Here is a 20,478-nt window from a genome sequence, read left to right on the forward strand (position 1 = left end):
GCGACCTCGTGGGCCGCCTCCTCGACGTCGTCGCCCCGCCCCGGATGGGCGGGGCGTTCCGGTGGAACCTCGCGTCGTCGTGGGTCGCCCAGGTCGGCGACGGCATCGCGCTCGCGGCCGGGCCGCTGCTCGTCGCCTCGCAGACCCGCTCCCCCGTGCTCATCGCGATGGCCGCCGTCGTCCAGAAGCTGCCCGGCCTCGTGCTCGGCCTGTACGCCGGGGCGGTCGCCGACCGGGTCGACCGCCGGCGCGTCGTCCTCACCGCCAACGCGGGGCGCATCGCCGTCCTCCTGGCGCTCGTCGTCGCGCTGCTCACCGACACGCTCTCGGTCGGGCTGCTCCTCGGCCTGCTCCTGCTCGTCGGGACGGCCGAGGTGTTCGCGGACACCGGGTGGCGGGCCATCCTGCCGATGATCGTGCGGCCCGCGGACCTCGGCCTGGCCAACGCCCGTCAGATGTCGGGCTTCCTCGTCGGCGACCAGCTGATCGGGCCGGCCGTCGGGGCGGCGCTCTTCGCGCTGGGGTCGGCGGTGCCGTTCGGGGTGCACGTCCTGGCGCTCCTGCTGTCGGTCGGGCTCTTCACCCGGGTCCGCCTGCCCGTCGTCGAGCGCGCCGCCCCCGACCAGCACGTGGGCCGCGACATCCTCGACGGCCTCCGCTGGATCGCGCACAACGCCCCGGTGCGGACGCTGACGCTCGTCATCCTCGTCTTCAACGTCACGTGGGGTGCGCCGTGGGGCGTCCTCGTCTTCTGGGCGCAGGAGCGGCTCGGGGTCGGCGCCGTCAGGTTCGGCCTGCTCACGACGGCCTCGGCGACCGGAGGCATCGTCGCCGTCCTCTCCTACGGGTGGCTCGAGCGGCACGTGCCGCTGGCCCGGCTCATGAAGGCCTGCCTCGCGCTCGAGGTGCTCACCCACCTCGCCCTCGCGGTGACGACCGTCTGGGCCGTGGCCCTCGCGGTCATGGTCGTCTTCGGCGGCTACGCCTTCGTCTGGGGGTCCCTGTCGTCGGCCGTGCGCCAGCGCGCGACGCCGCAGGACTACCAGGGACGGGTCGGCAGCGTCTACTGGGTCGGCCTCGTCGGCGGGCTGCTCGTCGGGCAGCTGCTCGGCGGCGTCATCGCCGAGCGGTTCGGGGCGGCGGCGCCGTTCTGGTTCGCCTTCGCCGGGGCCGGCCTGACCCTCGTGCTCGTCTGGCGCCAGCTGGACCACATCGCGCACGCCGACGCCGGGACCACCCCGCCCGAGGGAGCCCCCGCGTAGCCTGCGGGCCATGCCCTCGATCCCCGGCCACCCCGCGCTGACCGAGTTCGGGACGACGATCTTCGCGACGATGACGCAGCTGGCCCTCGAGAAGGACGCCGTCAACCTCGGGCAGGGCTTCCCCGACACCGACGGGCCGCCCGAGGTCCTCGAGGCGGCCGTCGAGGCCATCCGGTCCGGGCGCAACCAGTACCCGCCGGGACCGGGCGTGCCGGAGCTGCGTACGGCGGTCGCGGCGCACCAGCAGCGCTTCCACGGCCTGGAGGTCGACCCCGCCCGCGAGGTGCTCGTGACCGTCGGGGCGACCGAGGCCATCGCGGCGGCCGTGCTGGCGCTCGTGCGGCCCGGCGACGAGGTCGTGACCTTCGAGCCCTACTACGACTCCTACGCGGCGACCATCGCCCTGGCCGGTGGGGCGCGGCGCACCTCGCTGCTGCGCTTCCCCGACTTCGCCGTCGACGAGGAGTCGCTGCGCGCCGCGTTCTCGGACCGGACCCGGATGGTCCTGCTCAACACGCCGCACAACCCGACGGGCAAGGTGTTCACCCGCACGGAGCTCGAGCTCGTCGCGCGGCTCGCCGTCGAGCACGACGCGTGGGTGGTGGCCGACGAGGTGTACGAGCACCTGCTCTTCGACGGCCGGCGACACCTGCCCATCGCGGCGCTGCCCGGGATGCGCGAGCGGACGCTGACCATCTCGTCCGGGGGCAAGACGTTCGCGACGACCGGGTGGAAGGTCGGCTGGCTGACCGGACCGGCGCAGGCCGTCGCCGCGGCGCGCGGGGTCAAGCAGTACCTGACCTTCGTCGGCTCGGGTCCCTTCCAGCCGGCCGTCGCCGTCGGGCTCGGGCTGCCGGACGCGGTCTTCACCGACCTCGCGTCGTCGATGGCGGCCAAGCGCGACCGGCTCGTCGCGGGGCTGCGTGCGGCCGGCTTCGAGGTGCCCGTCCCCGAGGGCGGGTACTTCGTCCTCGCCGACGCCGCGCCGCTCGGGGTGCGCGACGCCGAGGCGTTCTGCCTGGAGCTGCCCGACCTCGTCGGCGTCGTCGGGGTCCCTGCCTCCGCGTTCCACGACGACGTCGACGCCGCGCGCACCCTGGTGCGGTTCGCCTTCTGCAAGCGCGACGAGGTGCTCGACGAGGCCTGCCGTCGCCTCGCCGGCCTGCGTCGGGCCTGACCGCTCGCCCCTCCTCCGTCCACAGGGCGCCGGTGGCCGCCGTGTCGTCCACAGATGCTCCGGGCCCCCTGGCCCCCGGCCCGGCGCGCGGTCGAGGCTCGACCCATGACGACGACCGGCACCGTGGGAGCGCTCCTCGTGGCGGCGGGCCTCGCCCTCGGCGTGGGCGCGTCGGTCAGGGGTGGGGCTCCGGGGTCCGTCCCGTCCGGCCCGGCGGCTGCGGCGGCGACGCGCCCGCCGGCCGCGAGCGCGGACCCCGGCGCGCCGGGCGCCGGCTTCCCGGTCGGTCGCGCGCGGTGGCGCTGGCCGGCCACGCCCGTGCCCGGGGTCGTGCGCCGCTTCGCGCCGCCGGCGTCGGCCTACGGTCCGGGCCACCGCGGGCTCGACCTCGGAGTCGCGGGCGCGACCCCGGTGCTGGCGGTCGAGGCGGGACGGGTCACGCACGCGGGCGTCGTCGCCGGCCGGGGCACGGTGACCCTGCGGCACCGCGACGGCCTGGAGAGCACGTACGAGCCGGTCGTCCCCGAGGTGCACGTCGGCGACGAGGTCGCGGCCGGCGGGCGGCTGGGGCTGCTCGGACCGGTGTCCGCCCACTGCGGTCGACGTGCGTGCCTCCACCTCGGAGCCCGACGTGAGGGCGCCTACCTCGACCCGCTCCCGCTCCTCGCCGGAGGCGGCCACGTCCGGCTGCTGCCCCTCGGGGCGACGGGGGTCAGCGTGCGGTGACAGGCGGCGCCGCGGCGCCGGCGGCCGGTGCGACCGCCGCCAGGGGCCCGTGGCCGGCCGGTGCCGCTGCCGACGGGGCGTCGGGGCGCGCCAGCCACCAGGCGGCGGCGAGGACGACGACGAGGGCGATCGCCAGGAAGAGCGCCAGCCGGCGACGGGGCGCCGGCGCCCCGCCCCTTCCGTGGGCCGCCCGCCGGGCACGTGTCCTCGACCGGCCTGCATCTGCCTCGGGTGGTCCGCCGTCGGCCGGTGCTCCGGCCGGTGCGTCGGCCCCACGCAGCCCCGCGCGCCCGGGACGCCGCACGGAGAACCCGCGGCGGGACCGGCCGTGGAGGTCGCTGCGGCGCACGACCGCAGCGGTCGCGGTGGCGTCGGTGTCGCTGTCGGTACCGCCGACCGGCCCGGGCGCGCCCGGGTGGCCGTCCGGCGAGGACGCCGGGGCGACAGCCCGCTCGGCGAGGTCGTGGGCCGGGGAGGGCTCGCGTGCGGGCTCGTCGTCGAGGTCCTCGGGCAGCGAGTCGTCCCACCACGAGCGTCGCGGGGCGGGCCGCTCCTCGTCCGGCTCGCCCGCCGTCGCCGGCACGGGCGCGGACGCGGGCGGCGCGACCGGCCCGACGGGCACGTCGTCCTCGACCGGGGGTGGGGTGTCGTCCCACCACCGGCTGGGCGCGTCGGCGGCGGGGACGGCCGGGGCCGGAGCGGCGTCGGCCACGACGGTCACGGCGGGCTCGGGCTCGGGCTCGGGCTCGGGCTCGGGCTCGGGCTCGGGCTCGGGCTCGGGCTCGGGCTCGGGGGCAGCGAACCACGCCGGGACCGCCGCCGCCGGAGCTTGCGTGGCGGCGGGGAGCACCGAGGCGGGGAGGGCCGAGGAGTCCTCGAGGTCGAGGTCGAGGCGGTCGCCGACGGCTCGCAGGTGGGCGCCACGCGCCGCGACCTGAGCGGCGGTGCCCGCGGCCAGCACGTGGCCGTCCGGGTGGGGCCCGGTCGACGGCTCGGGGGTCGATGGCTCGGCCGACGACGGCTCGTCCTCGTCGGCCCCGAGCGCCGTGAGGTAGGCGGGGCCGTCGGTGCGCCGGAAGCGGCGGGCGAGCCGGCTGCGCTTCGGGGCCGCCTCGGCCTCGGCCAGCGCCTCCTCGAGGCTGATCTCCGTGAGGTCCTTCGGCTCCAGGTAGAGGCGCCGGACCTCGGAGATCCACTCCGGGTACGCGGTGTCCCCCACGGCGCCGGGCACCTCAGGCACGGGGGTGGGCCTGCGCGAAGGACCGCTTGAGGCGGTCGACGGACACGTGCGTGTAGATCTGGGTCGTCGCGAGCGAGGCGTGGCCGAGCAGCTCCTGGACCATCCGCAGGTCCGCCCCGCCCTCGAGCAGGTGCGTCGCGGCGCTGTGACGGAGCCCGTGCGGCCCCAGGTCGGGCGCGTCGGGGACGTGGGCCAGCAGGCGGTGCACCGCGTCGCGGACCTGCCGCGGGTCGACGCGTCGGCCGCGACGACCCAGCAGGAGCGCGGGCCCGCTGCCGCCGACCACCAGGCGTGGGCGGCCCCGCTCGAGCCACTCGGTGACGGCGTCGCGCGCCGGGGTGCCGAAGGGCACCCGCCGCTCCTTGTCGCCCTTGCCGACGACACGCGCGACGCAGGCGTCGAGGTCGACGTCGTCGACGTCGAGCCCGGTCAGCTCGCTCACCCGGATCCCGGTGGCGTACAGCAGCTCCAGGGCCGCGCGGTCGCGCAGGTGGACGGGGTCGTCGTCGTCGGCCGCGGTCGACGCGACCTCGAGCAGGGCGCCGGCCGACCGCTGCGTGAGCACCGGGGGCAGCGTGCGGTGACGGCGGGGGGCCGCGAGCCGGAGCGAGGGATCCTGCTCGACCCGTCCCGTGCGCTCGCACCAGCGGAAGAAGGTGCGCAGGGAGGCGGAGGTGCGGGCGAGCGTGGAGCGGGCGGCTCCGGAGCGGGCGACCGAGCCGAGCCACCCACGCAGGTCCGCGAGGGTGACCGACCGGAGACCGGCGTCGTCCTCGACCCCGGCCGCGGCGAGGAAGGCCGAGACGTCGCGCGTGTACGCGCGGACGGTGTTCTCGGAGCGGCCGCGCTCGGCACGCAGATGACGCTCGAACGCGGACAGCACCTCTGGCTCGGGGGCGGTCACGCCCACACGGTGTCATCGGGCCTCCCGCCACGCAACGGGAACCGCCGCAACATCAACCGTTCGTCCACGCAGGCGCCCGGGCACGTCGTCATCCGGTCCGCGGGACCGCCGCGCCGGCCGCGGTCTTGCGCCAGCGGCCGTCCGCCTGCTCCAGCAACCCCAGGACCTCGAGCACCGCGAGCGCGGCCGGGAGCCGCACCGGGTCGGTGCCCGAGAGCGCGGCGAGGCGCTCGGGTGGGAACCACCGTCGCAGCGGCGCCGCCGCCCAGACGGCGTACTCGGTCGGGTCGAGCGAGTCGGTGGGCCGGGGTTCGGCCCGGCGGGGCGCCCCGAGGTCCTCGCCGATGCGCCCGGCGAGCTCGACCACGTCCGCGACGTCGGTGACCAGCACGGCCCCGGTCTCGCGGACGAGCTCGTGGCAGCCGGCGGACGTCGGGCTGGTCACGGGGCCGGGGACCGCCCCGACGGGCCGCAGGAGGTCACGGGCCTCGCGCGCCGTCGAGAGGGAGCCCGACCGCAGCCCGGCCTCCACGACGACCGTGGCCCGCGCGAGCCCGGCGATGACCCGGTTGCGGGCGAGGAAGCGGCCCCGCAGCGGCTCGGCCCCGGGCGGCACCTCACCGACCACGGCGGCCGTCGCGGCGACCGCGCCGATGAGGCGCTCGTGCGCCCGCGGGTAGGCGCGGTCAAGCCCGCACGCGAGCACGGCGACGGTGTCCCCCTCGGCGGCGAGCGCCCCGCGGTGGGCCGCCGCGTCGATGCCGAAGGCCGCGCCGCTGACCACGGTCCACCCGCGGCCGGCGAGGCCCTCGCCGAGCTCGGCGGCCACCCGGAGCCCGTACGCGGTCGCCGTGCGGGAGCCGACGACCGCCACGGACCGCTCGGTGAGGGCGCCGACGTCCACGCTCCCCCGCACGTACAGGCAGTACGGCGGGGACGAGAGCCGGTCCAGGGCGGTCGGCCACTCCGGGTCGCCCGGGACGAGGACCCGGAGGCCGGCCGCCGCGACCGCGGCCGCCAGCCCGGGCAGGTCCAGCGCCGGCACGCGGACGTAGACCTCCCCGCCGCCCTCGGCCCGTCGCTCGCGGATCGCGGCGAGCGCCGCGCCCCCGCCCTGCTCCGCGACCGCGCGCACGGTGGGTCCGTGCTTGGGCTCGACGAGGTAGGACAGCGCCACCCGAGCCCAGCGCTCGTCGCGCTCGAGCGGCGACACGCCCCCGGTCATGCCGCCGTCCCCTCGGCGCGGCGCAGCTGGAGCCCGAGGGCGACCTCCTCGCGCCCGGGAGTGGTGCGTCCCGCGAGGTCGGCGGCGGACCACGCCACCCGGAGCACCCGGTCGTACCCGCGCAGGCTCAGCCCGCCGGTGTCGAGCGCGCGGTCGATGACGGCGGTGACCGACGGGGCGAGGCGGTAGGGCGGGCGGCGCAGGACGTGGCCGGGCGCGAGACCGTTGACGCTCCAGCCGGCTCCGCGCCAGCGCTCGGCCTGGGCACCGCGCGCGGCGAGGACCCGGGCCGCGACGACCGCGCTGGGCTCCCCCGTCTCGTCGCCGAACGCCGCGGGGCGCACCGGCGGCACGTGGACGCGCAGGTCGACCCGGTCCAGCAACGGGCCGGACAGCTTGGTCGTGTACGCGCGCAGGTCGTGGGCGCTGCACCGGCACTCGGTGCCCTTGCCGAAGGCCATCCCGCACGGGCAGGGGTTGGCGGCGAGGACCAGCAGGAAGCGCGCCGGGTAGCGCACGAGGGCCTTGGCCCGGGCGATGACGACCTCCCCGCTCTCGAGCGGCTGCCGCAGCGTCTGGAGCACCGAGGACTTGAACTCAGGCGCCTCGTCGAGGAAGAGGACGCCGTGGTGCGCGCGCGACACCGCGCCGGGCAGGACGACCCCGGAGCCCCCACCGGCGAGGGCGGCGGTGGAGGTGCTGTGGTGCGGCGCGACGAAGGGCGGGGTCCGGTCCAGGCGCGCCACCTCGCCGACCGGGGCGACGAGGCTGCGCACCGCGTGCACCTCGAGCGCCTCCTCGCGCCCCAGCCGGGGCAGGACGGTGACGAGGCGCTCGGCGAGCATCGTCTTGCCGACCCCCGGCGGGCCCGTCATCAGCAGGTGGTGCCCGCCGGTGGCCGCGAGCTCGAGCGCGACGCGCGCCTCCGGCTGGCCGACGACGTCGGCGAGGTCGGGCCGCCGGTCGGGCTCGTCGTCGGTGCCGGTCGCCCGCTCGGCGACCGGCAGCCCGCCGGGGGCCGGCTCGCGGTACCAGCGGACGACCTCCTCGAGGGTGCGGGCGCCGTGGACGACGAGCCGGTCGACGAGCTGGGCCTCGGCGACGTTCTCGACGGGGACGACGACGTGGCGCGCCCCGCGGCGGGCGGCCTCGAGCAGGGCCGGCAGCACACCGCGCACCCCGCGCAGCCGACCGTCGAGCGAGAGCTCGCCGAGGTGCACGACCGGCTCCACCGCCCCACGCGGGAGCACCCCCGACGCGGCGAGCACGGCCACGGCGATGCCGAGGTCGAAGCCCGAGCCCCGCTTGGGCACCGACGCCGGGGACAGGTTGACCGTGACACGGTGCGGCGGGACCGGGAAGCCGGCCGTCGCGGCCGCCGCCCGCACCCGGTCGGGCGCCTGGGCACAGGCGGTGTCGGGGAGGCCGCCGACCGTGAAGCCCGGCAGGCCGGCCGCGACGTGGGCCTCGACGTCGACCAGGGTGCCGTCGAGCCCGCTCAGGGCGACCGCCCGGGTGCGCCCGAGCCCGAAGGTCACGACCCCACCCCGACGACGTGCCGCACCCGGGGTGCCTCCCCCGGGCGGCACAGCACGCCGACGACGTCGATCCGGACCCGCTCGGCGCCGGGGTGGGCCCGGGCGTACACGGCCGCGAGCCGCCGCAGGCGCAGCGCCTTGGCCACGGTCACCGCCTCGACCGGGTCGCCGAACCCGGTGCCGCGCCGGGTCTTGACCTCGCAGATGACGAGGCAGCGCCCGTCGAGCGCGACGAGGTCGACCTCGCCGTGCTCGCAGCGCCAGTTGCGCTCGAGCACGCGCATCCCCCGCTCCTCGAGAAAGCGCGCAGCGAGGTCCTCCCCGTAGCGGCCGAGCCCGCGGCGGGGGTCGGGCGGAGGGGTGGGCGGTGGGGAGTCGGGCGTCGTCATGCGGCCAGCCAAGCCCGGCCGGTCGGCCCCACGACAGCCCCCCGTGGACATCTGTGGACGACGACCGCGCGTCGGCGCGCCTGTGGACGACCGCGCCGACCCGGCCGTCCGGACGGGGACGGGTGTCGTCGGCGCGTGCCAGCATCGGGTCCTCCCCGCCCGCGAGACCAGGAGCAGCCCGTGACCGCCTACCGCGTCGTCGACCCCACGCGCAACGAGCTCCTCGCCGAGCACCCCACGGCGACCGACGCCGAGGTCGAGGCCGCGCTCGGCCGCTCGCACACCGCGCAGCGCGCCTGGCGGGCCGTCCCGGTGCAGGAGCGGGCGGCCGTCGTCCGCCGCGCCGGGGAGCTGTTCGCCGAGCGACGCGACGCCCTCGCCGCGCTCGTCACCCGCGAGATGGGCAAGCGCACCGGCGAGGCGAGGGGCGAGCTCTCGCTCGTGGCCGACATCTGCGCCTACTACGCCGACGACGGCCCGGCGATGCTCGCCGACGAGCCGCTGAACCCGCGCCGTGGTGGTCGCGCCCACCTGCGCCACGAGCCGATCGGCCCGCTGCTCGGGGTCATGCCGTGGAACTTCCCCTACTACCAGGCGGTCCGGCTGGCCGCGCCCAACCTCGTCGCGGGCAACACCATCCTCCTCAAGCCCGCCCCGCAGTGTCCCGAGTCCGCCCTCGCCGCCGCGCAGGTGTGGCACGACGCAGGTCTGCCCGACGGGTGCTACGAGGTGCTGCTCGCCACCGACGAGCAGGTCGCCGACCTCGTCGCCGACCCCCGGGTCGCCGGGGTCTCGGTCACCGGGAGCGAGCGCGCCGGCTCGGCCGTCGCCGCGCAGGCCGGGCGCCACCTCACGAAGGTCGTCCTCGAGCTCGGCGGCTCCGACCCCTTCGTCGTCCTCGCCGACGCCGACCTGGACCGTGCCGTCAAGCACGCCGTCCTGGGCCGGATGCAGAACTGCGGCCAGGCGTGCAACGCCGCCAAGCGGATCCTCGTCGTCGACGCCGTCCACGACGCGTTCCTCGAGCGCTTCGCCGCCGCCATCGCGGCCCTGCGCCCCGGCGACCCCACCGACCCGGGGACGACGCTCGCCCCGATGGCCTCGGAGGCCGCGGCCACCATCCTCGTCCAGCAGGTGCAGGACGCCCTCGACCGGGGCGCCACCGCGGTCGTCGGCGGCGCCGAGCGGCCCGACCGCCCCGGCGCGTGGGTCACGCCGACGGTCCTCACCGGCGTCACACCGGGGATGCGCGCCTTCGACGAGGAGCTCTTCGGCCCGGTCGCCGTCGTCCACCGGGTCGCCGACGCCGACGCCGCGGTCGAGCTCGCCAACGCGTCACCCTTCGGCCTCGGCGGGGCGGTCTTCGGCACCGACCCGGACGCCGTGGCCGACGTCGTCGCGCGCCTGGAGACCGGCATGGTGTGGGTCAACTCGATGCAGGGGTCCATGGCCGACCTGCCCTTCGGCGGCACCAAGCGCTCCGGCGTCGGGCGCGAGCTCGGGACGCTCGGCATCCGCGAGTTCGTCAACACCAAGCTCGTCCACGAGCCCGGCGCCCGGTGACCCGCGGCGGGAGGGCCTAGAACTCGCCCTTCGGGAGCTCGAGCTCGGACTTCGCGAGCTCCTCGACGTTGACGTCCTTGAAGGTGACGACGCGGACGGTCTTCGCGAAACGCGCCGGCCGGTAGATGTCCCAGACCCACGCGTCGTGCATCGTCACGTCGAAGAAGACCTCGCCGCCGTCGGAGCGCACCTTCACGTCGACGCTGTTGCAGAGGTAGAAGCGCCGCTCGGTCTCGACGACGTGGCTGAAGAGCCCGACGACGTCGCGGTACTCGCGGTAGAGCGCCAGCTCGGCTTCGCTCTCGTACTTCTCGAGGTCCTCCGAGCTCATCGCTCCCCCACGCTCGTCAGCTTCGTCCCGGTCACCGGGCCATCATCGTCCATCGTGCCGGGCAGCCGCCACGAGCGTCGGTGCCACACCGAGGGACCGTGCGCGCGCAGGGCCTCGAGGTGGTCCGGGGCGGCGTAGCCCTTGTTGCCCACCCAGCCGTACGCGGCGTGCTCGCCGTCCTCGGCGCCGAGGTCGACCATGATGCGGTCGCGCGTCACCTTGGCGAGGACGGAGGCCGCCGCGACCGACGAGCAGCGCAGGTCGGCCTTGACCATCGTCGTGACCGGCGGGGTCGCGACGGGCGCGTCGTGCCCGAAGGCGAACAGCCCGACGTCCTCGGGGGCGGTGAGCCAGTCGTGGTTGCCGTCGAGGATGACGAGGTCGGGACGCACGCCGCACTGCGCGAGCGCCCGCGTCCCGGCCAGCCGCAGGGCCGCGATGATGCCGACCTCGTCGATCTCGGCCGCGCTCGCGTGCCCGACGGCGTGGCACAGGGCCCACCGCTCGATGCGCGGGACCATCGCCTCGCGGACGTGCGGCTGGAGCAGCTTGGAGTCGCGCACGCCCTGCGGGGCGCTGCGGCAGGTCTCGTCGATGACGACGACCCCGACCGTGACCGGACCCGCGAGCGCGCCGCGGCCGACCTCGTCCATCCCGGCGAGGACGCGGTGCCCGTCGCGCTGCAGCTGCCGCTCGACCCGCAGGCTGGGCTTCGTCGAGGAGGGGGCGGGGCTCACGAGCCGGACGGACGGGCGGGGACGCCCGAGAAGGCCTCGGGGAAGTCGGAGAGCCAGTCCAGGCGCGAGAACGGCCAGACGATGCCGACGGCGCGACCGGTGATCCGGCTGATCGGCACCGAGCCGTCGCTGCCGTCACCGGCGTCGTCGTGGTAGCGCGAGTCCTCGCTGTCGGAGCGGTGGTCGCCCATGACCCAGACGTGGCCCGCGGGCACCGTGATGTCGAAGGTGATCGAGCTGGCGACGTCCCCCGGCTTGAGGTACGGCTCGTCGACGGCCTTGCCGTTGATGCTCAGCTGCCGCTGCGCCGTGCAGCAGACGACGCGGTCGCCCGGCAGGCCGATGACGCGCTTGATGAGGTGGTCCTCGGACTCGCTGGGCAGCAGCCCGACGAAGACGAGCGCGTCGTGGATGGTCCCGGACACCCCGGTGCGGGGCGTCGTCGGGGTCTCGCCCAGCCAGCCGCCCGGGTCCTCGAAGACGACGACGTCACCGCGCTCGAGGTCGAAGGGGCCCGGGGTCAGCTTGGAGACGACGACGCGGTCCCCGACGAGGAGGGTGTCCTCCATCGAGCCGGAGGGGATGAAGAAGGCCTGGAGCAGCCACGTCTTGACGACGAAGGAGAGCACCATCGCCATGACGAGGACGAGGGCGACCTCCTTGACGGCCGCGCCGAGCAGCCCGGCCGTCGAGCGGTGCTGCTCGGGCTGCTGGGTCGGGGGCACCGGGTTCTCGCCGCGCGTGGTCTCGGGGGCGGTCACGGGAGACCCGGACCGGGGATCGTGCCGACGGAGCCCATCCGGTCCAGCGGCCAGAACCGCCACAGGACGGTGCCCACGACGTCGGAGCCGGTGCCGGCGAGGTCGGTCGACGGCGCGAGCCGCAGCGCCCCGTCGGTCTCGACGAGCCCGAGCTCACCGGCGTCGACGTGGTGGTCGGTCTTGAGGACGAGCACACGGTCTCCTGGCTCGAGGGTGGGGGCGTAGCCGGCGGTCGGGACGTGGTAGCTCTCGAGGAGCAGACCGCGCACGAGGGCACCGACGAGGACGGCGACAACGAGGACGCCGAGCACCCCGGGACGCCACGACCCGGTGCGCGCCGTGGCGGGCACCGGGTCGGTGGCGGTCGGGGCAGTCACTCGCCCGAGGGTAGTCCTCGTGGATGTGCGCCGCGCCCGGGTGGTCGGCTCGCGTCTCAGGCGTTGGCCGGGGTCTCGCGCTTCTCGCGGATCTTGGCGGCCTTGCCGCGCAGCTCGCGCAGGTAGTAGAGCTTCGCGCGACGGACGTCACCGCGGGTGACGACCTCGATCTTGTCGATGATCGGGGTGTGGAGCGGGAAGGTCCGCTCGACGCCGACACCGAAGGAGACCTTGCGGACAGTGAAGGTCTCGCCGACGCCGCCGCCGTGGCGACGGATGACGACGCCCTTGTAGACCTGGATGCGCGAGCGGGTGCCCTCGACGACCTTCACGTGGACGTTGACCGTGTCACCGGCGCGGAAGTCCGGGATGTCGGCCTTGAGCGACGCGCGGTCGAGCTCGTCGAAACGCTGCATGGTGGATCCGTTCTCGCGGGCTGCCACAGGTCATCCGCGTGCTGTCGGTACTGCTTCTCGCTGACGGGAGCGTCACCACCCGGCCGCATGCCGCTGCTCGGACCGGGGTCCGGGGCACTCCCCCTGTGGCGGGGGCCGACGGTGTGGGGTGACGCAGCGGTCCAGTCTGCCAGAGGACGACGGGTCCGGAGAAATCCGCCGAGTCGCGCGGCCCTAGGCTTCCGGGGTGACGATCGACCCCGGCCTGCCCGTCGCCCTCGCCGTCGTCCTGCTCCTCGCCGTGACGGTGGGGGGCTACGTCGTCGGCCGCCTGCCCCGGCCGGCGTCCCCGGTGCTCGCGATGGCCCGGGCGATCGGCCAGCTCGGGGTCGCCGCGCTCGTCATCACCGCCGTCGTGCGCTCCCTCGCCCTGTCGGTCGTCCTGCTCTGCGTGATGTTCACGATCGCCGTCGTGACGACCGTGCGACGGGTCGAGGCCACGCGCGCCTGGCCGTGGGCGACCGTCGCGATGCTCGCCGGCCTCCTGCCCGTGGTCGTCGTCGTGCTCGCGACGCGGACGGTCCCGCCGACGGGGCTGGCGCTCGTGCCGGTCGTCGGCATCATCGCCGGCAACACGATGAACGGGCACACCCTGACCTGCCGGCGGGCCTTCGCCGCGCTGCGCGAGGAGCACGGGCAGTACGAGGCCGGGCTGTCGCTCGGGTTGACCTGCGCCCAGGCGGTCGAGGAGGTCGTGCACCGGCGCATCCCCGAGGCGCTCGTCCCGGGCCTCGACCAGGTCCGCACCGCCGGCGTCGTCACGCTGCCGGGCGCGTTCATCGGCGTCCTCCTCGGCGGCGGCACCCCGGCGCAGGCCGCCGCGGCGCAGGTGCTCGTCCTCGTCGGCATCATGGCGGCGCAGACGGTGACCGCCGTCGTCGCCGAGCGGCTCATCGGCCGGGCGCTGCTCCTGCCGGACGACCTGCGGGCGGCGCTGCGCCCCTGACGGGCTCGAGACCCCGGTTCGTCCACGAAACCCCGGCTCCGAGGTCTTGTCTCGTGGACATTTCGGGGTGACCCCGAAATGTCGGGGCGCGCGTGGCGGTCAGCGGCGGCGCTTGGTGAGGTCGACGGTTCCGGGGAAGGAGCCCTCGCCCGGCAGCAGCCGGTAGCCCGCGCGCTTGTAGCGCCGGATGTTCGCCTCGCTGACCCGGCCGGTGTTGATCCAGTACGTCGAGACCGACTGCGGCGCACCGGCCTCCGCGAGCGCGAGCAGGTCGCGCCCGAGGCCGCGGCCCTGGAGGTCCGGGGCGACCATGAGCCGGCCGGTCTCCCAGACCGTCGGGTCATCGGGGCGCACGCGGCCGCGGACCGAGCCGACGAGCCGGCCGGACCCGTCGAGCGAGGGCACCCGCACCACCCAGGTCGTCCACTCGCCGAGGCCCCGCGCCACGTCCTCGAGGCTCTCCTCGAGCGGCGGGATGTGCCACGACCCCGAGATGCGCCCCTCCTGCATCCAGCAGGCGCGCTGGAGGACGAGCAGCTCGGGGGCGTCGGCCGGGACGGCGGGGCGCACGTCGAGGTCGTCGAGGCCGCCGACGGCCGCGGCGGGGGCGACGAGGTCCGGACGCCGCGCGACCGTGCGGGCGACCCGCTGCTCGTGGCGCCAGCGGGCGATGGCCGCGTGGTCGCCCGAGAGCAGCACCGGCGGCACCTCGCGGGCCGTGCCGCCGTCCTGCCAGAGCGCGGGCCGGGTGTAGACGGGGTACTCGAGCAGGCCACCCTCGTGCGACTCCTCGACGAGCGACTCGGCGTTGCCGACGACGCCCGGGAGCAACCGCGCGACGGCCTCGACGACCGCGAGCACCGCCACCTCTCCCCCGTTGAGCACGTAGTCGCCGAGCGAGACGACGGTGACGCGCATCCGCTCCGCCGCGTGCTCGTAGACGCGCTCGTCGAGCCCCTCGTAGCGGCCGCAGGCGAAGGCCAGCCACGGCTCGGCCGCGAGCTCGTGGGCCATCGCCTGCGTGAAGGGCACGCCGCCCGGCCCCGGGACGAGCAGGTGCGGCACGGGGGCGGCGTCGCTCGCCCCGGTGGCCACGACGTGCTGGAGCGCCCCGGCCCACGGCTCGGGCTTCATGACCATCCCGGCGCCGCCGCCGAACGGGCTGTCGTCGACGGTGCGGTGCCGGTCGTGGGCGAAGTCGCGCAGGTCGTGGACGTGCAGGTCCAGCAGCCCGTCGCGCCGCGCCTTCCCGATGAGCGAGAGGTCGAGCGGCGCGAGGTACTCCGGGAAGATCGAGACGACGTCGAGGCGCACCGGGGTCAGTCCTCGAGGTCGAACAGGCCGCCCGGCGCGTCGACGACGACGCGGCCGCCCGCGACGTCGACCTCGGGCACGAGCGCCGCGACGAACGGCACCTCGCCGGTGCGCCCGTCGTCCAGGCGCACCGCGAGCCGGTCCTGGGCGGCGCCGATGACGAGCCCGGTCACCTCGCCGATCCGCTCGCCGGCCGGCGTGTGGACCGCGAGCCCGACGAGCTCGGCCTCGGTGAAGAGGTCCTCGTCGTCCTCGTCGGCGATCTCGGGGGCGTCCGCGTCGAGGACGAGCCGGGTGCCGCGCAGGCCCTCGGCGCCGGTGCGGTCGGGGACCTCCTCGAAGGCCACCAGCCAGATGCCGTTGTGCACGCGGGTCGAGCGCACGGTGAGGGCCCGCGGGACCCCCGAGCCGGCCTCGGCCTCGGTCGCGAGCACGGCGCCGACCGCGAGGCGCAGCTCGGGCTCGTCGGTGTGCAGGCGGACGGTCACCTCGCCGCGCAGGCCGTGCGGCTTGCCGATCCGGGCGATGACGGTGGACTCGCTCACGCGGACATCCTCTCGGGGACTGGAGGGAACGGGGGGAACGACGGACGGCGGGGCACCCCGGTGTGGGGCGCCCCGCCGTCACGGGTGACGCGGGTCAGCGGACCCGGTCGGTGTCGACGATGTCGATACGGACCGGCTTGCCGCCGGCGAGGGCACCGAGGACGGTGCGCAGCGCGCTGGCGGTGCGGCCGGAGCGACCGATGACGCGGCCGAGGTCGTCGGGGTGCACGCGCACCTCGAGGACCTCGCCACGGCGCAGGTCACGACGACGGACCTGCACCTCGTCCTTGTGGTCGACGATGCCGGTCACGAGGTGCTCGAGAGCCTCCTCGAGCACGGTCAGGCCTTGTCGGCGGACGCGTCGGCGTCGGCGTCCGTGGACTCCGCCGCGGCGGCGCTGCCCTCGGTGTCGGCGGCGACAGGGGCGTCGTCGGCCTTCTTCGCGGCCTTCTTGCGCGGGGTGGTGGCGGCGCCACCGTCGGCCTCGGCCTTGCCCGCGGCGGCGACGGCCGCCTCGTAGAGGTCCTTCTTCGAGGTCTTGGGCTCGGCGACCTTGAGGGTGCCGTCCTTGTAGTGCTTGAGGAGGGCCGCGACGGCCTCGGTCGGCTGGGCGCCCTGGGCGACCCAGTAGTCCGCGCGCTCCATGTCGATCTCGATGAGCGACGGCTCCTGGTTGGGGTCGTACTTGCCGATCTCCTCGATCGCCCGACCGTCGCGCTTGGTGCGCGAGTCCATGACGACGACGCGGTAGATGGCGGTGCGGATCTTGCCCATCCGCTTGAGACGAATCTTGACGGCCACGGTGGCGGTCCCACTTTCGGTTCGTGGACGCGGCGAGACCGCACGATCTGCGTGCGGGGAGCCGACGCCCGGTGTGTAGGCGTCCGGTCCAGGGCCACACGAGAGGGGCGGGCCCGGACGGGTACAGCGGTCCAGTCTGCCAGAGCGCGCGCCCGCGGCCGAATCGGCCCGCGCCGGGGGTCAGCGGTAGGGGTCGGTGACCTCGCGCAGCAGCTCGAGCGCCTCGCGCAGCCGGGCCGTCCGCCGGGGTCCGAGGTGGGCCGCCCACTCCTGCTCGATGCGCGCCTCCTCCGCGCGCGCGACGGGGACGAGGGCGTCCGCGCGGCCCGTCAGGCGCACCAGGCGCGCCCGGCCGTCCGCGGGGTCGCGGACGCGCTCGACGTAACCGGCCCGCTCGAGCTTGTCGACGAGGGCGGTGGCGGTCTGCTTGGCGACCTGCGCACGGTCGGCGAGCACGCTGAGCCGGGTCCCCCCGGGGTCGATGCCCATGAGCAGGCGGGCCTGCGACACGGTGACGTCGTCGTGGCCGGCCGCGTGGACCGCCTCCAGCACGCGCGAGATCGCCGCGCGGGAGGCGATGAACATCAGCAGGCTGGTCGGCAGCTGCTCCGGCATCCGGCCCCTTCACATGGTCCGATGATCGAACTATATTGGTTCGTCGATAGGACCATCCTAGACGGAGGTGCCCGATGGCGGCCGCCGAGCTCGAGTCCCTCTGGGAGGGGGTCGACGACCAGCGCGAGCGCACCGCCCGCCTGCTCGAGGGCCTCGCCCCGGAGCAGTGGGACGCCCCGTCCCTGTGCGACGGATGGACGGTGCGCGACGTCGCCGCCCACCTCACGCTCCAGGCGCAGACGCTCGGTGACCTCCTCGGGCTCGTCGCCCGCCACCCCCGGATGTGGCGCCACCCCGGGCTCAACGGCACGATCCGCGAGTCGGCGCGCGTCGTGGCCGCCGAGCTGGCGACCGACGAGGTGGTCGCGCGCGTCCGGGCGGGGATCGGGTCGCGCCGGTACAACTCCTTCGTCACGCCGCTCGAGACGCTCACCGACGCGCTCGTGCACGGCCAGGACGTCGCGGTTCCCCTCGGACTGCCGCTCGCCATGCACCCCGGGCCCAGCGCCCTGGCCGCGACGCGCCGGTGGGACACGCGACGGTCGTGGCTGGCCTCCGTCAACCGACGCCTCCCGCTCGACGGCCACCGCCTGCGCGCGACCGACGTCGAGTGGGTGCGCGGGGACGGACCGGAGGTCGCGGGCCCCGTGGGCGCCCTGCTCCTCCTGCTGACCGGGCGCCCGGCCGCCCTCGACCGCCTGGCGGGCGACGGCGCGGAGGCCCTGCGCGTCCGGCTCGGCCGCCCCGCCCCCACCACCCCGGCCGCCTGACCCTGCGGATCGACCTGCGCACCACGGCGTCCCCGGACCAGGTCCGACGCGCCGACGGGGCCGACGCGCCTGCGGCCGAAGCGGCACCGGTCAGCGGCTCTCCCACGCGTCGGGCAGCTCGGCCATGGCGCGCACGTGCTCGGGCAGTCGTCCGTCGAGGACCTGCTCCAGCGTCGTCTCGTCGAGGACCCGGCGCAGGGCGGCCCGCGCCGCCACCCACACCGTCGCGAGGTGCTCGGCCGACCCCTCGTAGTGGGTCTCGTGCGGGCGCTGCCCCCGGACCTCCGCGAGCGGGCCGTCGACGGTGCGCAGGACCTCCCCCAGCGTGATCTCGCCCGGGGGGCGGGCGAGGAGGTAGCCGCCCGAGCTGCCGCGCCGGCTCGAGACGAACCCCGCGCGGCGCAGGTCGCCGAGGATCGCCTCGAGGAACTTGGCCGGGACGCCGGCCCGCCGCGCGAGCTCGTCGGAGGGGTGGGCCCGGTCCGCCGTCGGGTCCTCGGCGAGCACGAGGAGGGCACGGACGGCGTAGTCGGCGCGGGCGGAGATGTCCACGCCGCCATCCTTCCACCCGGGCGCCACCGGTCCGGGTTCCGGGAAACCCTTGCGCGCCGTGACCCCTCATCCCTATATTCCCTACTTGTCCGCTAGGTTGCATCTATCGCAGGGGGTCGCCGTGCGGCGTCTCGTTCTTCTCGCCCTCGTCGGTCTGGGCGCCCAGCTCGTCGACGGGTCGCTCGGCATGGCGTACGGGGTCACCTCGACGACCCTGCTGCTCGCCATCGGCACCAACCCCGCGGCGGCGTCCGCGACCGTCCACCTCGCCGAGATCGGCACGACGCTCGCCTCCGGTGCCTCGCACTGGAAGTTCGGCAACGTCGACTGGCGGGTCGTGCTGAAGATCGGCATCCCGGGCGCGGTCGGCGCCTTCGCCGGTGCAACCTTCCTCTCCAGCCTCGACACCTCCGTCGCGGCGCCGGTCATGTCGCTCATCCTCCTGACGCTCGGCGTGTACGTCCTCGTCCGCTTCACCGTCAAGGGCCTGCGCAAGGACCGCCTCGGCCACCCGCTGCGCTCGCGCTTCCTCGCGCCGCTCGGCCTCGTCGCCGGCTTCGTCGACTCCACCGGTGGCGGCGGCTGGGGCCCGGTCGGCACGCCGGCCATCCTCGCGAGCGGCCGCCTCGAGCCGCGCAAGGTCGTCGGCTCGATCGACACGAGCGAGTTCCTCGTCTCCGTCGCCGCGAGCCTCGGCTTCCTCCTCGCCCTGGGGTCGGAGGACATCGACTTCACCTGGGTCGTCGCCCTGCTCGCGGGTGGTCTCGTCGCGGCGCCCATCGCGGCGTGGCTCGTGCGCCACGTGCCGCCGCGCGTCCTCGGCTCGGCCGTCGGCGGGGTCATCGTCCTCACCAACACCCGCACGATCCTCAAGAGCGACTGGGTCGACGCGTCCGAGGGCACCCGCTGGGTCGTCTACGCCGTCCTCTACCTCGTGTGGGCCGCGGCCGTCGCCTGGTCGCTGCGGGCGCACCGCGCCGAGCGCGCCGAGGAGGCGCGGCTGGACCGCGAACTCGACCGCGACCTGGCCGACCTCGAGGACGCCACGGACCCCGAGGCCGCCCCGCGCGGCTGAGGCCGCTCAGCCGACGACGGACCCGCGGAGCACGACGGCCACGGGGTGCCCCAGCACCCCGACGTCGGCCCGCGGGTCCTCGGCGTAGACGACGAGGTCGGCCTCGGCCCCCTCCTCCAGCGCGGGCCGGCCGAGCCAGGCGCGGGCCGCCCACGTCGCGGCGTCGACGGCGTCGAGCGCGGAGAACCCGCAGCGGGTCAGCCGCTCGACCTCCTGGCCGGCGAGGCCGTGGGGCAGGGAGCCGCCGGCGTCGGTGCCGACGTAGACCGGCACGCCGGCCTCGTGCGCCGCCGCGACGGTCTCGTAGCGGCGGGCGTGGAGGTCGAGCATGTGCCGGTGGTAGTCGGGGAACTTCTCGCGGGCCGGCGCGGCGATCTGCGGGAAGGTGTCGATGTTGACGAGCGTGGGCACGATCGCGATGCCCTGCCGGGCGAAGGCGTCGATGCTCTCGGGGACCAGCCCGGTCGCGTGCTCGATGCAGTCGGTGCCCGCGGCGGCGAAGTCGTGCAGGCTCTGCTCGCCGAAGCAGTGCGCCGTGACCCGGGCGCCCTCCTCGTGGGCCGCCGCCACCGCCTCGGTGAGGACGTCGACCGGCCAGCACGGCGTGAGGTCGCCCACCTCGCGGTCGATCCAGTCGCCGACGAGCTTGACCCACCCGTCGCCGGCGCGCGCCTCGAGCCGCACCCGCTCGACCAGCCCGTCGGGCTCGACCTCCCACGCGAAGTTGCGGATGTAGCGGCGCGTCCGGGCGATGTGCCGCCCCGCGCGGATGATCCGCGGCAGGTCGGCGCGGTCGTCGACCCAGCGGGTGTCGCTCGGTGAGCCGGCGTCCCGGATGAGCAGCGTCCCGGCGTCGCGGTCGGTCGTGGCCTGCGCCTCCGCGGTCGCGGCGTCCGTCGCGCCGGTGGCGACGAGGCCGACGTGGCAGTGCGCGTCGACGAGGCCGGGCAGCACCCATCCCGCGACCGTCGTGACGTCGTGGTCCCCCGCCGGGCGCTCGAAGGTGAGCCGGCCGCCGAGCACCCACGCCTCGGGCCGCTCCTCCTCGCGGCCGACGAGGACGGGTCCCGTGAGGTGCAGCACCGTTGCCATGCGCCGACCCTAGCCAACGGCCCTCGTCCGTTGACGTGAGAGAACTCTCTCGATATGGGTCCTCTCAGATCAGGGAGGAGGCC

Annotated in this window: 24 protein-coding genes; 7 read left to right on the plus strand and 17 right to left on the minus strand. The window is 75.9% G+C overall.

All coding sequences use genetic code 11. The annotated features are described in order from the left end of the window. The first annotated feature begins 8 nt into the window (after window positions 1–8). The 3 genes from LG324_RS15045 to LG324_RS15055 all read left to right on the plus strand — a co-directional run bounded on the left by LG324_RS15045 (window position 9) and on the right by LG324_RS15055 (window position 3,165). Complete coding sequence (locus tag LG324_RS15045; RefSeq protein WP_404349193.1) at window positions 9–1,262, plus strand: MFS transporter; 1,254 nt, start codon at window positions 9–11, stop codon at window positions 1,260–1,262. Window positions 1,263–1,272: 10 nt separating this feature from the next. After that, a complete protein-coding gene (locus LG324_RS15050) occupies window positions 1,273–2,439 on the plus strand; it encodes a pyridoxal phosphate-dependent aminotransferase (protein ID WP_404349195.1) in 1,167 nt (388 codons plus the stop codon). A gap of 105 nt (window positions 2,440–2,544) precedes the next feature. Continuing rightward, window positions 2,545–3,165: a murein hydrolase activator EnvC family protein gene (locus tag LG324_RS15055; RefSeq protein ID WP_404349198.1), complete on the plus strand. Its 621-nt coding sequence runs from the start codon at window positions 2,545–2,547 to the stop codon at window positions 3,163–3,165. Here the strand turns inward: LG324_RS15055 and LG324_RS15060 are convergent. The 5 genes from LG324_RS15060 to LG324_RS15080 all read right to left on the minus strand — a co-directional run bounded on the left by LG324_RS15060 (window position 3,152) and on the right by LG324_RS15080 (window position 8,461). After that, window positions 3,152–4,405 carry a hypothetical protein gene (locus LG324_RS15060; protein WP_404349200.1) on the minus strand — a complete coding sequence of 418 codons (1,254 nt, stop codon included), beginning with the start codon at window positions 4,403–4,405 and terminating at the stop codon, window positions 3,152–3,154. The two genes, LG324_RS15055 and LG324_RS15060, sit on opposite strands and share 14 nt — an antisense overlap. Continuing rightward, window positions 4,398–5,309 (minus strand): tyrosine recombinase XerC, encoded by a 912-nt coding sequence (locus LG324_RS15065; RefSeq protein WP_404349203.1) that lies wholly within the window; start codon window positions 5,307–5,309, stop codon window positions 4,398–4,400. The genes LG324_RS15060 and LG324_RS15065 overlap by 8 nt, the downstream gene beginning before the upstream one ends. A gap of 88 nt (window positions 5,310–5,397) precedes the next feature. Continuing rightward, entirely contained in the window at window positions 5,398–6,534 is a 1,137-nt protein-coding gene (dprA, locus tag LG324_RS15070; RefSeq protein WP_404349205.1) for a DNA-processing protein DprA, read from the minus strand. Next, a complete protein-coding gene (locus LG324_RS15075) occupies window positions 6,531–8,072 on the minus strand; it encodes a YifB family Mg chelatase-like AAA ATPase (protein ID WP_404349207.1) in 1,542 nt (513 codons plus the stop codon). The genes dprA and LG324_RS15075 overlap by 4 nt, the downstream gene beginning before the upstream one ends. Beyond that, window positions 8,069–8,461: a YraN family protein gene (locus tag LG324_RS15080; RefSeq protein WP_207023197.1), complete on the minus strand. Its 393-nt coding sequence runs from the start codon at window positions 8,459–8,461 to the stop codon at window positions 8,069–8,071. The genes LG324_RS15075 and LG324_RS15080 overlap by 4 nt, the downstream gene beginning before the upstream one ends. A gap of 180 nt (window positions 8,462–8,641) precedes the next feature. Here LG324_RS15080 and LG324_RS15085 point away from each other — a divergent pair, with 180 nt between their 5' ends. Next, on the plus strand, window positions 8,642–10,024 hold the full coding sequence (locus tag LG324_RS15085) for an NAD-dependent succinate-semialdehyde dehydrogenase (RefSeq protein ID WP_404349209.1): 1,383 nt from the start codon (window positions 8,642–8,644) through the stop codon (window positions 10,022–10,024). A 16-nt stretch (window positions 10,025–10,040) separates the two neighbouring features. Here the strand turns inward: LG324_RS15085 and LG324_RS15090 are convergent, their stop codons facing one another. The 5 genes from LG324_RS15090 to rplS are packed head-to-tail and all read right to left on the minus strand — an operon-like array spanning window position 10,041 to window position 12,646. Continuing rightward, entirely contained in the window at window positions 10,041–10,355 is a 315-nt protein-coding gene (locus tag LG324_RS15090) for a DUF2469 domain-containing protein (protein WP_030527975.1), read from the minus strand. Beyond that, a complete protein-coding gene (locus LG324_RS15095; protein WP_404349213.1) occupies window positions 10,352–11,092 on the minus strand; it encodes a ribonuclease HII in 741 nt (246 codons plus the stop codon). Before LG324_RS15095 ends, LG324_RS15090 begins: the two co-directional genes overlap by 4 nt. Next, window positions 11,089–11,853, minus strand: a complete 765-nt coding sequence (gene lepB, locus LG324_RS15100) for a signal peptidase I (RefSeq protein ID WP_242525814.1) — start codon at window positions 11,851–11,853, stop codon at window positions 11,089–11,091. The genes LG324_RS15095 and lepB overlap by 4 nt, the downstream gene beginning before the upstream one ends. Beyond that, entirely contained in the window at window positions 11,850–12,230 is a 381-nt protein-coding gene (locus LG324_RS15105) for a S26 family signal peptidase (protein ID WP_030527972.1), read from the minus strand. The genes lepB and LG324_RS15105 overlap by 4 nt, the downstream gene beginning before the upstream one ends. A 56-nt stretch (window positions 12,231–12,286) precedes the next feature. Continuing rightward, window positions 12,287–12,646 (minus strand): 50S ribosomal protein L19, encoded by a 360-nt coding sequence (gene rplS, locus LG324_RS15110; RefSeq protein WP_030527971.1) that lies wholly within the window; start codon window positions 12,644–12,646, stop codon window positions 12,287–12,289. A 226-nt stretch (window positions 12,647–12,872) separates the two neighbouring features. Here rplS and LG324_RS15115 point away from each other — a divergent pair, with 226 nt between their 5' ends. Beyond that, a complete protein-coding gene (locus LG324_RS15115; RefSeq protein WP_404349216.1) occupies window positions 12,873–13,631 on the plus strand; it encodes an ABC transporter permease in 759 nt (252 codons plus the stop codon). Between the two features lie 99 nt (window positions 13,632–13,730). Here the strand turns inward: LG324_RS15115 and trmD are convergent, their stop codons facing one another. The 5 genes from trmD to LG324_RS15140 all read right to left on the minus strand — a co-directional run bounded on the left by trmD (window position 13,731) and on the right by LG324_RS15140 (window position 16,906). Continuing rightward, window positions 13,731–14,945: a tRNA (guanosine(37)-N1)-methyltransferase TrmD gene (trmD, locus tag LG324_RS15120; RefSeq protein ID WP_404349218.1), complete on the minus strand. Its 1,215-nt coding sequence runs from the start codon at window positions 14,943–14,945 to the stop codon at window positions 13,731–13,733. A 5-nt stretch (window positions 14,946–14,950) separates the two neighbouring features. Next, on the minus strand, window positions 14,951–15,490 hold the full coding sequence (gene rimM, locus LG324_RS15125; RefSeq protein ID WP_207023202.1) for a ribosome maturation factor RimM: 540 nt from the start codon (window positions 15,488–15,490) through the stop codon (window positions 14,951–14,953). Between the two features lie 94 nt (window positions 15,491–15,584). Then, the gene (locus tag LG324_RS15130; protein WP_030527967.1) at window positions 15,585–15,827 is read right to left on the minus strand and encodes an RNA-binding protein; all 243 of its coding nucleotides are present in this window, start codon (window positions 15,825–15,827) and stop codon (window positions 15,585–15,587) included. Window positions 15,828–15,829: 2 nt separating this feature from the next. Beyond that, window positions 15,830–16,291: a 30S ribosomal protein S16 gene (gene rpsP / locus LG324_RS15135; protein ID WP_404349222.1), complete on the minus strand. Its 462-nt coding sequence runs from the start codon at window positions 16,289–16,291 to the stop codon at window positions 15,830–15,832. A gap of 180 nt (window positions 16,292–16,471) precedes the next feature. Further along, on the minus strand, window positions 16,472–16,906 hold the full coding sequence (locus tag LG324_RS15140) for a MarR family winged helix-turn-helix transcriptional regulator (protein WP_404349225.1): 435 nt from the start codon (window positions 16,904–16,906) through the stop codon (window positions 16,472–16,474). A gap of 74 nt (window positions 16,907–16,980) precedes the next feature. Between LG324_RS15140 and LG324_RS15145 the strand changes: the two genes are divergently transcribed. Beyond that, a complete protein-coding gene (locus tag LG324_RS15145) occupies window positions 16,981–17,676 on the plus strand; it encodes a maleylpyruvate isomerase family mycothiol-dependent enzyme (RefSeq protein WP_404349227.1) in 696 nt (231 codons plus the stop codon). 90 nt (window positions 17,677–17,766) lie between these two features. Here the strand turns inward: LG324_RS15145 and LG324_RS15150 are convergent, their stop codons facing one another. Further along, on the minus strand, window positions 17,767–18,228 hold the full coding sequence (locus tag LG324_RS15150; RefSeq protein WP_404349229.1) for an RrF2 family transcriptional regulator: 462 nt from the start codon (window positions 18,226–18,228) through the stop codon (window positions 17,767–17,769). 121 nt (window positions 18,229–18,349) lie between these two features. Here LG324_RS15150 and LG324_RS15155 point away from each other — a divergent pair, with 121 nt between their 5' ends. Further along, window positions 18,350–19,303, plus strand: coding sequence for a sulfite exporter TauE/SafE family protein (locus LG324_RS15155; protein WP_404349231.1), 954 nt, complete (start codon window positions 18,350–18,352; stop codon window positions 19,301–19,303). Between the two features lie 6 nt (window positions 19,304–19,309). Here LG324_RS15155 and LG324_RS15160 read toward each other — a convergent pair whose 3' ends face one another. Further along, window positions 19,310–20,395 carry an amidohydrolase family protein gene (locus LG324_RS15160; protein ID WP_404349233.1) on the minus strand — a complete coding sequence of 362 codons (1,086 nt, stop codon included), beginning with the start codon at window positions 20,393–20,395 and terminating at the stop codon, window positions 19,310–19,312. Window positions 20,396–20,478: the final 83 nt, after the last annotated feature.

It is taken from the genome of Phycicoccus jejuensis, assembly GCF_044797865.1.
GTDB classification, from domain to species: domain Bacteria; phylum Actinomycetota; class Actinomycetes; order Actinomycetales; family Dermatophilaceae; genus Phycicoccus; species Phycicoccus jejuensis.